Below are 13,631 nucleotides of genomic sequence, written 5' to 3'. Positions count from 1 at the left end.
GCTCATGACCGACCTCGCGGAGAAGCGCTCCGCATTCATCATCGACGTGCTGACCGAGGAGTTCGGCGCGTCCATGGCGATCGACCCGGCGGCGTTCCGCCGCAAGTTCCGCAAGATGGCGGCGTCACCGTTCGCCTTCTACCGGGGCAGCGCCGCGCTGTTCTACGCCGACCAGCGCGGCGACTTCGGCAGCGATCGGTTCCTCGACGAGCGGACCAGCCGGGTGTGGATCCACGGCGACCTGCACGCCGAGAACTTCGGCACCTACATGAACGCCTCCGGGCAGCTCGTGTTCAACGTCAACGACTTCGACGAGGCGTACGTCGGGCCGTTCACCTGGGACCTGAAGCGCTTCGCCGCGAGCGTGGCGCTGCTCGGCTACGCCAAGGCGCTCTCCGACCGGGTGATCGGCGAGCTGGTGACCGGCTTCGCCCGGTCGTACCTGGCCGAACTGCGGGCCATCGCCGCGGGCGGGGACGACGCGATCGGCTCGATCACGCTCGACAACGCCGACGGTGTGCTGCGCCGGGTGCTCCAGCAGGCGCGGCTGAACACCCGGGTGGACCTGCTGGCCGCGCAGACCACGATCGACAACTACGAGCGCCGGTTCTCCCTCGGCGACGGCGTGCACGAGATCGACGACGCCACCCGGGAGACGGTCTGCGCGGCGTTCGCCGACTACCTGCACACGCTGCCGGAGTCGGCCACCCGGATGCGCCCGGTCGCCACCGGCATCAAGGACGTGGTGCTGCGCAAGGGCGTCGGCATCGGGTCGGCCGGGCTGCCGTCGTACAACCTGCTGCTGGAGGGGCACACCCAGGCGCTGGAGAACGACGTCGTCATCTACATGAAGCAGGCGCAGGTGCCGGCCGTGGCGCGGTACGTCGACGACGAGCGGGTCCGCTCGTACTTCCGGCACCAGGGGCACCGCACCGCCGAGTCGCAGCGCGCGTTGCAGGCGCACGCCGACCCGTGGCTGGGCTTCACCGAGCTGGACGGCGTCGGGCAGCTCGTCGCCGAGGTGTCCCCGTACGCGGCGGACCTCGACTGGGCCGACGTGAACGAGCCGGAGGAACTGGCGGGCGTGCTCGCCGACCTGGGCCGGGCGGTGGCCCGGATGCACTCGGTCGCCGACGACGAGTCCAGCCACGACCTGGTCGACTACTCGACCGAGGAGGCGATCGTCGCGGTCGTCGACGCCGACCCCGACGGGTTCGTCGACTACCTGGTCGACTTCGGGCACCGGTACGGGATCCGGGCGCGCGAGGACCACCAGCTCTTCGTGGACCTGTTCCGCAACGGCCGGCTACCCGGCATCTGAGGGGCCGGGGCGCCGGTCCGGCGCCCCGCCTCACTGCGTGAAGTCGAGCACCGCCTTGATGTCCTCACCGACCGAGGCGTACGCCTGCCGGTAGCTCGACAGCGGCACCCGGCGGGTGATCAGCGAGGTCAGCCACGACTGTTCGGCCTGGGCGAGCGCCTCGGCGGCCATCTCCCAGTGCCGCCGGCCGGCGTTCACCGAGCCGAACACCACGTTGTTCTCCAGCACCAGCTCCCGGTTGAGCGCTCCGGCGTCGAAGTTGATCGTCCGGCCGCCGCTGGACACGCCGGTCAGGCAGACGATGCCGGTGGGCGCGGCCTTGCACATGGCGTCGAGCACCACAGTGGGTGCGCCGGTGCACTCGATCACCACGTCCGGCTTGACGTCCAGCTCGGGCACCGTCGACGTGTGGTACGTCGCTCCCAGCGCCCGGACCAGCTCCGGCTTCGGCCCGGTGGTGTTGCGGTCCAGCACGTGCACCGTCAGCCCACGCTGGCTACCGAGCAGCGCGGCCAGCAGCCCGATCGGCCCGGCGCCGGTGACCAGCACCGTCATCGGTTTCCACTCGGCCCGGCGGCCGATCCGCTCGATGTGGTCCCACGCCTTCGCCACCACGCTCGTCGGTTCCAGCAGCACGCCGACCGAGGCGAGCGCCGGGTCCAGGCCGACGGCGAACTTGGGCTGCAACCGCCAGCGTTCCCGGGCGAAACCGGGCAGGGCCTTGATGCCGTGCTCGGTGTACTGACCGTTGCGGCACATGTCCCACTCGTCCACCGCGCAGTTCGCGCACGGCACCGGGTCGGGGTGGCGGACCACGCCGGCGACCAGGTCGCCGATCTGCAACGTGCCGGTCGGGTCTTCCAGCACGCGGCCCAGCGACTCGTGCCCGAGCACCAGCCGCTCCTGGCCCGGCGGCGCCTCGCCGTACTCGCCGGCCACGATCTCGTGGTCGGTGCCGCAGACACCCACCGCCAGCGCCTCGACCAGGATCGCGCCCTCCTCGGGCGGCGGCTCGGGCCAGTCCTCGGCGAGCCGCAGCGAATCCGGGACACCGGGGGTCACAGTCACAGCGCGCACGGACCTCATCTTTCCGCGCGCTGCCGCCGCCCGTCCGGCAAAGCGGCGATCCCGGCACGGACGGCCCGACCCGGCCGGCAGCCGTCGGCCATAGGATCAGCGCATGACTCCGGAAGAGGTCGGCCGGCGAGTGGTCGCGCTGCTCGCGCCCGTCGAGGCCACCGCGTCCGTGTCTGGCGGTCAGGGGTACGCCCGCGCCACCGTCGACGTACCCCTGGCGAGCTGGGCGGACGCGGTGCGTGCGGCACGCGACGACGCCGAGCTGGATCTCGACTTCCTGGACTGGCTGTCGGCGGTGGACGAGCTGGCCGACGGCTTCGACGTGGTGCTGCACCTCTGGTCGGTCCGGCACCGGCACGGGCTGCTGCTGCGTACCCGGGTGCCCCGGGACACGCCTGTCGTCGCGTCGGTGGTCGACCTGTTCCCCGGCGCCGCGTGGCACGAGCGCGAGACGCACGAGATGTTCGGCATCGACTTCGCCGGCCACGGCGAGCTGCGTCCGTTGCTGCTGCCACCGGAGTTCGAGGGGCACCCGCTGCGCAAGGAGTTCGTCCTCGCCTCCCGGGTCGCCAAGCCGTGGCCCGGTGCGAAGGAGCCGGGCGAGTCGGAGGCGGGCGGCGGCCGCCGGCCGGTCCGGCCGCCGGGCGTGCCCGCGCCGGGTGAGTGGGGCACGACGCCCACGCCGGCGGGTGCGGCGGGCGCGGGTGAGGGCCCCCGAGGGGGTACGCCGGCGCGTCCGGCCCGGGAACGCCCGGCGCGGCCCGCTCCGGGGGAGCATCCGGCGCGCCCTGCTGCCGCTGAGCGTCCGGTACGGCCTGCTCCTGGCGAGCGTCCGGCTCGGCCTGCTGCCGCTGAGCGTCCGGCGCGGCCGACCGCCGGGGATGCTCCGGAGCGGCCTGCTTCCGGGGAGGCCGGGCCGGGGTCCGGTGCTGCTCCGGGGGCCGACGAGGCGGGTCCGCTCGGTCGGCCGTTGCCGGGAGAGCGGCCGACCGGGCCGCCCCGGCAGGAGCCGGAGCCCGACGCGGCGGGGGAGAGCTGATGCCGGACTGGTTGGAGCTGGTCCTGCGCGTGGCGGGGGTGCTCGTCGCGTTCCTCACGCTGCCGCTGATCGTCGGCCAGGCCGAGCACAAGGTGATGGCGCACATGCAGGGCCGCCTGGGCCCGATGTACGCGGGCGGCTTCCACGGCTGGGCGCAACTGGTCGCGGACGGCATCAAGTTCGTGCAGAAGGAGGACGTCACGCCGCGCGACGCGGACCGTCCGGTGTTCCGGCTGGCGCCCGCAGTGGCGCTGGTGCCGTACCTGCTGGTGCTGCTCGTCATCCCGCTCGGGCCGGGTGACCTGGTCGCCCAGCCGCTCGACATCGGCCTGTTCTTCGTACTCGCCGTGGTGGGTGTCGGCGTGTTGGCCGTGCTCATGTCCGCGTGGGCGTCGGCGAACAAGTACAGCCTGCTCGGCGGGCTGCGCGGCGCGGCCCAGCTGCTCGGGTACGAGCTGCCGCTGGTGCTGGCCGCCGCCTCGGTGGCGATGGCGGCCGGCACGCTCAGCCTGCCCGGCATCGTGGAGGCGTGGCAGCCGTGGTGGCTGCTGTGGCAGGCCCCGGCTATGGTGATCTTCTTCGTGGCGGGGCTGGCCGAGATCCGCCGCCCGCCGTTCGACATGCCGGTGGCCGACTCCGAGCTGGTTTTCGGCTACATGACCGAGTACACCGGCCTGCGGTTCGCGTTCTTCCTGCTCGCCGAGTACGTGGGCATCGTGGTGATCGCGGCGCTGACCACTGTGCTGTTCCTCGGCGGCTGGCAGGGCCCGTTCGCCGATGCGCAGCTCGGCTGGCTGTGGACGCTGCTGAAGGTCTTCGCCGTCGCCTTCGTGATCATCTGGCTGCGGGTGAGCTACCCGAGGCTGCGCGAGGACCAGCTCCAGCGCCTCTGCTGGCTGGTCCTGGTCCCCCTGGCCCTGGCCCAGTTGGTCCTCACCGCCGCAGTCCGCCTGGCCCTGTAACCCACCCGCCCCCTCCGCCCCCTCACCTCGGCGATCTTGCACCTTCTGCCCCAGTAAAAGGGGCAAAGGGCCCAAGTTTGGGGCCCAAAGTGCAAGATCGCCGGGGGCGGGGCGGGGCGGGGTGGGGTGGGGTGGGGTGGGTCAGTGCAACGGGGTGTGGGAGGGGTCTACGCGCTCGGACTCGGGTGGGGGCGGGGGTGGGGTGCCGTCGCCGAAGGGGCGGCCGCCCAACTCCTCCCGGCCGTGCGGGGTGAGCCAGTTGCTCAGGTCGGGGCCGAGCGGCACGATGCCCGTCGGGTTGATGTCCCGGTGGACCTCGTAGTAGTGCCGCTTGATGTGGACGAAGTCGATCGTGTCGCCGAACCCGGGCGTGGTGAACAGGTCCCGCGCGTACGCCCACAGCACCGGCATCTCGCTGAGCTTCTGCCGATTGCACTTGAAGTGCCCGTGGTAGACCGGGTCGAAGCGGACGAGCGTGGTGAACAGCCGTACGTCCGCCTCGGTGATGGTGTCGCCGACCAGGTACCGCTGACCGGCCAGGCGCTCGCTGAGCCAGTCCAGCCGGTCGAACAGCCTGTGGTACGCCTTGTCGTAGGCCTCCTGGCTGCCGGCGAAGCCGCACCGGTACACGCCGTTGTTGACGTCCGCGAAGACGACAGCGTTCACCTCGTCGATCTCGCCGCGCAGCGGTTCCGGGTAGAGGTCCGGCGCGCCCGGCCGGTGGTACGCCGTCCACTCGGTCGTGAGGTCCAGGCTCATCTGCGCGTAGTCGTTCGTCACCACCTGCCCGGTGGGCACGTCGACGAGCGCCGGCACGGTGATGCCGCGCTCGTAGCCGGGGAAGCGGGCGAAGTAGGCGTCGGCCAGCCGCTCGATGCCGAGTACCGGGTCCTTGCCGTCCGGGTCGAGGTCGAACGTCCAGCTCCGCTTGTCGTGGGTGGGCCCGGCCACGGCCATCGAGATGGCGTCCTCCAGCCCCAGCAGGCGTCTGATGATGATCAGCCGGTTGGCCCAGGGGCAGGCCCGGCTGACCGCCAGCCGGTAGCGCCCCGGTTCCACCGGCCAGCCGTCCCGCTCGTCCGCGGTGATCCGGGTGGCGATGTAGCGCTGATCCCGGGTGAACTCGCCACCCGGCTCCACGTATTTGCCGCCGGTCCGGTCCAGGACCTCGTCGTCGCTGCCCACACCCACCTCCGAGTTCGCTTCTCGTTCCCCATCATTGTCGCTCCGGCCGCTCCCGGCAGGGCGAGTGCGTCACCGAGGGGCATAGGCTGCCCGCCGTGACCGATGTGGAGGCGGCAGCCCGGCGTTTCGTCGCCGACGTGTGGAACGCGGGGCGCGAGGAGAGCGCGTACGAGCTGGTGGCGGCGGACTGCCCGGGCCTGGGCGGCACCGGCCCGGCGGCGATGCTGGCGTGGCACCGGGACCGGCGGGCGTCGTTCCCCGACCTGCGCTACAAGATCGTCGACGTGGTCGCGACCGGTACGCGGGTGGCGGTGCGGTGGCGGGCCGCCGGCACCCAGGCGGGCCAGTTCGGTCCGGTGCCGCCGACCGGCCGCGTGGTCAGCTACTCCGGTGCCACGTTCCTGCGCTTCGACGACGACGGGCGGATCGTGGACGTGTGGAGCGTCAACGAGCTGTTCCAGGTGCTCCAGCAGCTCGGCGTGGAGATGCTTCCCCCGCTCACACCCGGCGAGGCGTGATCCGGCCGCACGCGCGGGACAAAGCGACGGGTGGTGGTCGCGCGCGCCCGGGCCACAGGGCAGGATGGGCGGCATGAGCGAGCACGGTGGAGTGCCCGGCGGGGGCCTGGTGAAGGGCCTGGCGGTCACGTTGAAGACGATGACCCGCCGCTCGACCACCCAGCAGTACCCGGACGTCGAGCCGGAGCTGCCGCCCCGCTCCCGTGGCGTGATCGCGCTGCTGGAGGAGAACTGCACGGTCTGCATGCTCTGCGCGCGCGAGTGCCCGGACTGGTGCATCTACATCGACTCGCACAAGGAGGAGGTGGCGGTGCCCGGCGCCGCCCGCCCCCGCCAGCGCAACGTGCTCGACAAGTTCGACATCGACTTCTCGCTCTGCATGTACTGCGGCATCTGCGTCGAGGTCTGCCCGTTCGACGCGCTCTACTGGTCGCCCGAGTTCGAGTACGCCGAGTACGACATCAAGAACCTGCTGCACGACAAGGACCACCTGGGCGAGTGGATGGCCACCGTGCCGCCGCCGCCGGCCCACGACCCGCTCGGCGACCCCTCCAAGGAGGAGACCACCGCCGCCCGGAAGGCGGCGGGTCCGTCGGCCCGTCCGGCTCCTTCCCGGGTACGCCCCGACGCCGCCACCGATCCGGGCGGAGGCGCTGCCTCATGACCGGTGCGGACGTCCTGCTGCTGGCGCTGGGCGCGGTGGCGGTGGGCGCGGGTGCGCTGGTGGTCGCCACCCGCCACCTGGTCCGGGCCGGGCTGTGGCTGGTGGTGTGCCTGGGCGCGCTGGCCGGTGACTACCTGGTGCTGACCGCTGAGCTGGTGGCCTGGGTGCAGGTGCTCATCTACGTCGGCGCGGTGGTGGTGCTGCTGCTGTTCGCGGTGATGCTGACCCGCGCGCCGATCGGCCCGTCGGACGACCTGGACCGGCCGGGCTGGGCCGCAGCGCTCGTCGGCGCGGGCAGCGGCCTGGGCCTGGCCGTGCTGCTGATCGACGCGTTCCGCTGGTCCCGGGTGGACCTGCCGGCCGCCGGCACCGCCGAGCGCATCGGCGAGCAGGTGTTCCGTTCCTGGGTGCTGCCGTTCGAGGTGCTGTCGGTGCTGCTGCTGGCCGCGCTCGTCGGCGCGATCGTGCTCTCCCGCCCCGACATCGGCCGCCGGCCCGTCGACGCCGCGCAACCCGCCGACGAGGGTGGGCGCCGGTGAGGCCGGTCATCCCGTACGTCACCGCCGCGCTGCTGTTCGGCCTCGGCGTGTACGGCGTGCTGCGCCGCCGCAACGCCGTCCTGGTGCTGATGGCGGTGGAGTTGATGCTCAACGCGGTGAACCTGGTGCTCGTCACCGCCGACACCACAGTCAGGGCCGTGCTGCCGCACTCCGGGCAGGTGTTCGCGCTGTTCGTGATCGTGCTCGCCGCCGCCGAGATCGGTGTCGGGCTCGCCATCGTGCTCCAGCTCTACCGGCTGCGCGCCAGCGTCACAGTCGACGACGTACCGCTCGACGAACCGGCGCCGGCGGTCGCGGTGGCCCCGGCCGAGCAGCCGAACGCGCAGGGAGCGGTCCGGTGAGCACGCCGACGCTGTGGCTTGCCGCAATCCTGCCCGCCGCGCCGCTGGTCGCCGGGCTGCTCGGCCTGCTGCTGCCGCCCGCCCCGCGCCAGGACCGGGCGACCGCCCGGCGGACGGCGATCGCGCTGGGCGTGGCCGGGGCGGCCGTGTCGCTGCTGGCCGCGCTGGCGCTGCTGGTCCGCGTGGACGCGCCGGTCGAGGCGTCCACCACCTGGATCGACCTGGGCGGGCTGCGGGTCACGCTCGGCCTGCGCCTGGACGGCGTGGCGGTGCTCGTCGCCACCGCCGTCGCGGCGGTCGCGCTCGCCGTGCAGGTCTACTCGATCGGCTACCTGCGCCGGGGCCCGCACGACGACGTGGACGTCGACCACCGCTACCCGCCGTACGCGGCCCAGCTCAGCCTCTTCACCGCCGCCATGCTCACGGTGGTGGTGTCCGGCGACCTGATCATGCTGCTGGTCGGCTGGGAGGTGATGGGCGTCTGCTCGTACCTGCTCATCGCCCACGACCGGCGGCTGCCCGAGGCTCCCAGCGCGGCGGTCAAGGCGTTCCTGGTCACCCGCGTGGGTGACGTCGGCTTCCTGCTCGGCATCGCGCTGCTCGGCGTGGGCGCGGGCAGTTTCCGGATCGCCGACGTGCTGGCCCACGACTACGGCACCGGCACGCTCACCGCCGCCTGCCTGCTGCTGCTCGCCGGGGTGGCGGGCAAGAGCGCCCAGTTCCCGCTGCACACCTGGCTGCCCGACGCGATGGCCGGTCCCACGCCGGTGTCCGCGCTGATCCACGCCGCCACGATGGTCGCCGCCGGGGTGTACGCGGTGGCCCGCCTGTTCCCGCTGTTCGAGCGCGCACCGGCCGCGCTCGCCGTGCTGGGCGTGATGGCCGCGATCACCATGCTGCTCGGCGCGTTCGCCGCCACCGCGCAGGACGACATCAAGCGGGTGCTCGCCTGGTCCACGGTTTCGCAGATCGGCTACATGACCGGGGCGCTGGCGGTCGGCGCACCGGCTGCCGCGCTTTTCCACCTGCTCAGCCACGCCGCGTTCAAGGCGCTGCTGTTCCTCGCCGCCGGTGCGGTGATCCACGCCGTCGGCACCACGCTGATGTCCCGGATGGGCGGCCTGCGTACCGCCATGCCGGTGACGTTCTGGTGCATGGTGGTCGGCCTCGGCGCGCTCGCCGGCGTACCCCCGCTCTCGGGTTTCTGGAGCAAGGACGGCGTGCTCGCGGCTGCCGAGGCGGCCGCGCTCGACGGCGCCGGGCCGACCGCCGCCTGGGTGGGCTGGCTGGTCTGGCTGGCCGGGCTGGTCGGCGTGGCGGTGACCGCCTGGTACGCGACCCGCCTGCTGCTGCGCACCTTCCTCGGCGCCACGCGCACGCCGCTGCTGCGCCCGCACGACCCGCCCGCGCTGCTGCGCTGGCCGGTGCTGCTGCTCACGGTCCCGGCTGCGCTGCTCGGCCTGGCCGCGTTCGCGCAGTGGTTCGCCGACCGGCTGCGCGTGCCGGGCGACGACACCGGCGAGGCGGTCGAGCTGGTCCACCTGGCGCCGAACCTGGTCCTGCCGTTCCTGCTGCTGCTCGTCGGCGCGGGCGTCGCCTGGGCCGGCTGGCGCCGCGACCCGGCCGCCGACCCGGCCCGCTTCCTGGGTCCGCTGCGGCCGGTCTTCGCCCGGGCGTTCCGGCTCGACGACGTCCAGCACACAGTCGTCGTACGCCCGGCGGGCGCGCTGGCGCGGGTCGTGCGTACCGGTGACGAACTGGGCGTGGACGGCCTGGTCGAGGGCACCGGCCGGGCGGCGGTCGAGGTGGGCGGAGGCCTGGCCGCGCTGCACCGGGCGGCGCTGCCGCGCGCGGCGGCCGGGGTGCTCGCCGGCGCGCTGCTGATCGGCCTCGCGGTCGCGCTGATCGGAGTGACCTCATGACGTTCGGGCAGGTGCTGCTGGTCGCCGTGGTGGCGGTCCCGGCGCTCGGCGCGCTGGCCGCTGCCGTCGTGCCCGGCGACCGGGCCGGCCGGGTGGCAGGCACCGCTGCCGCCGCGCTGACGCTGCTGGCGACGCTGCCGCTGGTCGGCGGCGACCACGGCTGGTTCGGGTACGGGCCACGCCCGGCGGTGCAGCCGTGGCACCAGCTCGACGTGCCGTGGGTGCCCGGGCTCGACCTGCGCTTCCACCTGGGCGTGGACGGCATCTCCTGGCCGCTCGTGGTGCTGACCGCGCTGCTCACGCTGCTGTGCTGCGCGTACACGCTGTGGCGGGTGCCGCCCGGCGGCGGCAGCGGGCGGGCGCTGGTGGCGCTGCTGCTGGTGGTCGAGGTCGGCATCCTCGGCACGTTCCTCGCGCTCGACCTGGTGTTGTTCTTCCTGTTCTTCGAGGTCGTCCTGCTGCCGATGTACGCGGTGATCGCCGGCTGGGGCGGCGCGGACCGTCGCCGGGCGGCCCGCAAGTTCGCGCTCTACACACTGTTCGGCTCGGTGCTGCTGCTGGTCGGCGTCTACGTGGTGGTGGCCGCCGCGGGCACCGCCGACCTGGTCGCGCTCACCGGCGGCGCCGGGCTGTCCCGGGGCACCCAGCTCGCCGCGTTCACGCTGCTGGCGCTCGCGTTCGCGGTGAAGAGCCCGCTCTGGCCGCTGCACTCGTGGCTGCCCGACGCGCACACCCAGGCGCCCACAGTCGGCAGCGTGATCCTCGCCGGGGTGCTGCTCAAGATGGGCACGTACGGGCTGATCCGGGTCGCCGTGGGCGTCGCCCCGGAGGGCGCCCGCTGGGCCGCGCCCGTGCTCGGTGTGCTCGCCGTCGCCGCGATCCTGATCGGTGGCCTGGTCTGCCTGGCGCAGGACGACCTGAAGCGGCTGATCGCGTACTCCAGCGTCGGGCACATGGGCTTCGTGCTGCTCGGGGTCGCCACGCTCACCGCCACCGGGATCCAGGCCGCGCTGATCGGCAACATCGCCCACGGCGTCATCACCGGCCTGCTGTTCTTCCTGGCCGGGGCGGTAAAGGGCCGCGCGCACACCGGCTCGCTGGCCGAGTTGTCCGGGCTGCGGGAGACCGCGCCCCGGCTGGCCGGGCTGCTCGGCTTCGCGGCCGTCGCCTCGCTGGGGCTGCCCGGCCTGGCCGGGTTCTGGGGTGAGGCGTTCGCCGTGGTCGCCGCCGTGCAGCGGGGCGGCCCGCTCTGGCTGACGCTTGCAGTGCTGGCCGCGCTGGGCGGGGCGCTCACCGCCGCGTACTTCCTGCGGCTGCTGCGCCGGGTCACCCACGGGCGGCCCAGCCCGGCGGTGGCGGGGCTCGCACCCGGGCTGGCCGGGGCGGAACTGACCGCCTGGGCGCCGCTGGTGCTGCTCGCGCTCGCGGTCGGCCTGGCCCCGGCGCTCGTGCTGTCGTACGCCTCCGGTCCGGTTGAGGCGCTGCTGGGGGTCGTCCCATGAGCCTGGTGCAGCCTGTCGACAACCTGGCGATGCTGCCTGCGTACCTGGCCGCCGGCACCGCCGTCCTGGTGCTGCTGGTGGATCTGCTGGTGGCCCGGCCCGCCGTCACGGTGGCGGTGGCGGCGCTCGGCGCGGCCGGTACCGCAGCCGGCGCGGCACTGGTCGGGGCGGCCGGTGAGCGGCGCACGTTCTGCGTGGGCGCGGACTGCTCCTGGGTGTGGGGTGGCCGGGCCGCTCTGGTCGGGGCGGTGATCGCGCTGCTCACGCTCGGCGTGCTGGCGCTGTCCGGCCCGCTGCTGCGGGCCGGGCGTACCCCGGTCGGTGAGTACTGCTTCCTCCTCGCCTGCGCGATGACAGGCGGCGTGGTGCTCGGTGCCGCGGGCGACCTGATCACGCTGATCGTGGCGCTGGAGACGCTGACGCTGCCGCTGTACGTGCTGGTCGGCCTGCGCCGGGGCAGCCTCGCCGGTGCCGAGGCGGCGGTGACGTTCTTCGTGGTCAGCGTGGTCGCCACCACTGTGACGCTGCTCGGCGCGGCGCTGCTCTACGCGGTCACCGGCACCCTGCACCTGGACCGGCTCGGCACCACCCTGGCCGCCCGCGACGACCTGACCGACCTGCCGCTGACCACGGTCGCGGTGGCGCTGGTGGTGGCCGGGCTGGCGTTCAAGGTCGCCGCCGTGCCGTTCCACGCCTGGGCCCCTGCCACGTACGACGGCGCGCCGCTGCCGGTGGCCGCGTACCTGTCGACCGCCTCGAAGCTCGGTGGTGTGGTGGCGCTGCTGGCTGTGGTGCAGCGTGCGCTGCCGGGTGACCTGACCGGCCCGGTGCTGGCGGCGCTGGCGGTGCTGACCATGACCGTCGGCAACCTGGTGGCGCTGCGCCAGCGGCGTACCGTGCGGTTGCTCGCCTGGTCGTCGGTGGCCCAGGCGGGGTACATCCTCGCTCCGCTGGGCGCGCTGGCGCTGGCCGCGGGCCGCACCGGCGACGCGCGGGCGGCCGCGTACGCCGCAGCCGTCGCGTACGCGATCTTCTTCGTGCTGCTGGAGCTGGCCGCGTTCGCCGCGGTGGTGGCGTTGCGCCCGGCGGACGGCGACGGCGGCACGCTGGCCGACCTGCGCGGCGCGGCGCGGCGGCACCCGTGGGTGGGCGGCGCGTTCGCGCTGGCGCTGATCGGGCTGGCCGGGCTGCCGCCGGGCCTGGCCGGGCTGTTCGCCAAGGTGACGGTGGTACGCGCGCTGCTGGCCGGGCACGCGGGCTGGCTGGCGCTCGTGGTGGCGTTGAACGCGGTGATCGGCCTGGCGTACTACCTGCGGGTCACCGCATCGCTCTACGCGACGCCGACCGGCGTGGCGACGGTCCGGCCCGCCCGGACCGTGGTGCTGGCGCTCGGCGTGGCCACGGTCGCCGCGGTGGTGATCGGTTTCGCACCGCAGCTCGTGCTGGACGTGGCGTCGCGCTGACCGGTTCCTGCCCGGATGGGCGACCGCTTCAGCCTGCGCACAGCAACATCCAGCCAACTTTCAGCCATGAGCCGGATGGTTGACGGGTACCGGTGTGTTGAACCGGTCAGCGGGCCTCCCGCAAGGGCCCGTGCACCGAAGGAGAAATCGTGCATCACAACCGTCTCAAGACCGCAGCGCTGCTCGGCCTGTTGACCTCGCTGATCCTCGCGATCGGCTACTGGTTCGGCGGTAGCGGCGGTCTCGTCATCGCCGTCGTCGTGTCGTTGCTGATGAACGGCGTCACCTATTTCTACTCCGACAAGCTCGCACTGCGCTCGATGAAGGCGCAACCGGTCAGCGAGGCACAGTTCCCCGAGCTGTACCAGATGGTGCGGGAGCTCTCCACGCAGGCCGGCAAGCCGATGCCCCGGCTCTACGTGAGCCCGACCGCGCAGCCCAACGCGTTCGCCACCGGCCGTAACCCGGAGAACGCGGCGGTCTGCGTCACCCAGGGCATCGTGGAGATCCTCGACTACCGGGAGCTGCGTGGCGTGATCGGCCACGAGCTGTCGCACGTCTACAACCGGGACATCCTGATCTCCAGCGTGGCGGCCGGCCTGGCCGGCATCATCACCATGCTGGCGAACCTCGCCTGGTTCATCCCGCTGGGTTCCTCGGACGACGAGGACGGCCCGAACCCGGCCGTGCTGCTGCTCACGCTGATCCTCGGCCCGATCGCCGCCACGGTGATCCAGCTCGCGATCAGCCGGAGCCGGGAGTTCCAGGCCGACCAGTCCGGCGCCGAGCTGAGCCGCGACCCGCTGGCCCTGGCCAGTGCCCTCCGCAAGATCCACATGGGTACGCAGGCGCGTCCGCTGGCGCCGCAGGGCCAGCTCGCCAGCACCGCGCACCTGATGATCGACAACCCGTTCAAGCGGGGCGGCGGCATCGCCGCGATGTTCGCCACCCACCCGCCGATGGAGCAGCGGGTGGCCCGCCTGGAACAGATGGCCCGCAACTCCGGGCCGGTGCAGTTCCAGCGCTGACCCGCGTGACACGAACGCCGCCCGCGTCCACCCGGACGCGGGCGGCGCT

13 protein-coding genes are annotated in these 13,631 nt (G+C 73.3%); 11 read left to right on the top strand and 2 right to left on the bottom strand.

The window, feature by feature from the left end:
* Positions 1 to 4 precede the first annotated feature (4 nt).
* Positions 5 to 1,321, top strand: a complete 1,317-nt coding sequence (locus tag IRY44_RS17930; protein WP_194801451.1) for a DUF2252 domain-containing protein — start codon at positions 5 to 7, stop codon at positions 1,319 to 1,321.
* Positions 1,322 to 1,351: 30 nt separating this feature from the next.
* On the opposite strand, the gene IRY44_RS17925 is transcribed toward IRY44_RS17930, so the two are convergent.
* Positions 1,352 to 2,398, bottom strand: a complete 1,047-nt coding sequence (locus IRY44_RS17925; RefSeq protein ID WP_194801450.1) for a glucose 1-dehydrogenase — start codon at positions 2,396 to 2,398, stop codon at positions 1,352 to 1,354.
* 103 nt (positions 2,399 to 2,501) lie between these two features.
* Between IRY44_RS17925 and IRY44_RS31305 the strand changes: the two genes are divergently transcribed.
* Together IRY44_RS31305 and nuoH are read left to right on the top strand one after the other, a co-directional pair.
* The gene (locus IRY44_RS31305; RefSeq protein WP_194801449.1) at positions 2,502 to 3,437 is read left to right on the top strand and encodes an NADH-quinone oxidoreductase subunit C; all 936 of its coding nucleotides are present in this window, start codon (positions 2,502 to 2,504) and stop codon (positions 3,435 to 3,437) included.
* Positions 3,437 to 4,399 (top strand): NADH-quinone oxidoreductase subunit NuoH, encoded by a 963-nt coding sequence (gene nuoH, locus IRY44_RS17915; protein WP_013288672.1) that lies wholly within the window; start codon positions 3,437 to 3,439, stop codon positions 4,397 to 4,399. Before IRY44_RS31305 ends, nuoH begins: the two co-directional genes overlap by 1 nt.
* A gap of 141 nt (positions 4,400 to 4,540) precedes the next feature.
* On the opposite strand, the gene IRY44_RS17910 is transcribed toward nuoH, so the two are convergent.
* Positions 4,541 to 5,584 (bottom strand): glutathione S-transferase family protein, encoded by a 1,044-nt coding sequence (locus IRY44_RS17910; protein WP_194801448.1) that lies wholly within the window; start codon positions 5,582 to 5,584, stop codon positions 4,541 to 4,543.
* Positions 5,585 to 5,679: 95 nt separating this feature from the next.
* On the opposite strand from IRY44_RS17910, the gene IRY44_RS17905 reads away from it, so the two are divergent.
* The 8 genes from IRY44_RS17905 (at position 5,680) to htpX (ending at position 13,582) form a co-directional block, all read left to right on the top strand.
* Positions 5,680 to 6,102 carry an ester cyclase gene (locus tag IRY44_RS17905; RefSeq protein WP_013288670.1) on the top strand — a complete coding sequence of 141 codons (423 nt, stop codon included), beginning with the start codon at positions 5,680 to 5,682 and terminating at the stop codon, positions 6,100 to 6,102.
* Positions 6,103 to 6,175: 73 nt separating this feature from the next.
* The gene (locus tag IRY44_RS17900; protein ID WP_120573060.1) at positions 6,176 to 6,766 is read left to right on the top strand and encodes an NADH-quinone oxidoreductase subunit I; all 591 of its coding nucleotides are present in this window, start codon (positions 6,176 to 6,178) and stop codon (positions 6,764 to 6,766) included.
* Positions 6,763 to 7,305, top strand: a complete 543-nt coding sequence (locus IRY44_RS17895; RefSeq protein ID WP_194801447.1) for an NADH-quinone oxidoreductase subunit J — start codon at positions 6,763 to 6,765, stop codon at positions 7,303 to 7,305. The genes IRY44_RS17900 and IRY44_RS17895 overlap by 4 nt, the downstream gene beginning before the upstream one ends.
* Positions 7,302 to 7,667, top strand: coding sequence for an NADH-quinone oxidoreductase subunit NuoK (gene nuoK / locus IRY44_RS17890; protein WP_194801446.1), 366 nt, complete (start codon positions 7,302 to 7,304; stop codon positions 7,665 to 7,667). The genes IRY44_RS17895 and nuoK overlap by 4 nt, the downstream gene beginning before the upstream one ends.
* Positions 7,664 to 9,589, top strand: a complete 1,926-nt coding sequence (locus IRY44_RS17885) for an NADH-quinone oxidoreductase subunit L (RefSeq protein WP_194801445.1) — start codon at positions 7,664 to 7,666, stop codon at positions 9,587 to 9,589. Before nuoK ends, IRY44_RS17885 begins: the two co-directional genes overlap by 4 nt.
* Entirely contained in the window at positions 9,586 to 11,091 is a 1,506-nt protein-coding gene (locus tag IRY44_RS17880; protein ID WP_194801444.1) for a NuoM family protein, read from the top strand. The genes IRY44_RS17885 and IRY44_RS17880 overlap by 4 nt, the downstream gene beginning before the upstream one ends.
* Positions 11,088 to 12,554, top strand: a complete 1,467-nt coding sequence (locus IRY44_RS17875) for an NADH-quinone oxidoreductase subunit N (protein ID WP_194801443.1) — start codon at positions 11,088 to 11,090, stop codon at positions 12,552 to 12,554. The genes IRY44_RS17880 and IRY44_RS17875 overlap by 4 nt, the downstream gene beginning before the upstream one ends.
* Positions 12,555 to 12,703: 149 nt before the next feature.
* Complete coding sequence (htpX, locus tag IRY44_RS17870; protein ID WP_194801442.1) at positions 12,704 to 13,582, top strand: zinc metalloprotease HtpX; 879 nt, start codon at positions 12,704 to 12,706, stop codon at positions 13,580 to 13,582.
* Positions 13,583 to 13,631 lie beyond the last annotated feature (49 nt).

Origin of the sequence: Micromonospora sp. ANENR4, from assembly GCF_015354395.1 — a bacterium.
Classification (GTDB): Bacteria; Actinomycetota; Actinomycetes; order Mycobacteriales; family Micromonosporaceae; genus Micromonospora; species Micromonospora aurantiaca.
Note: the sequence above shows the minus strand (reverse complement) of the source record. Positions and strands in the feature narration are given on the sequence as shown.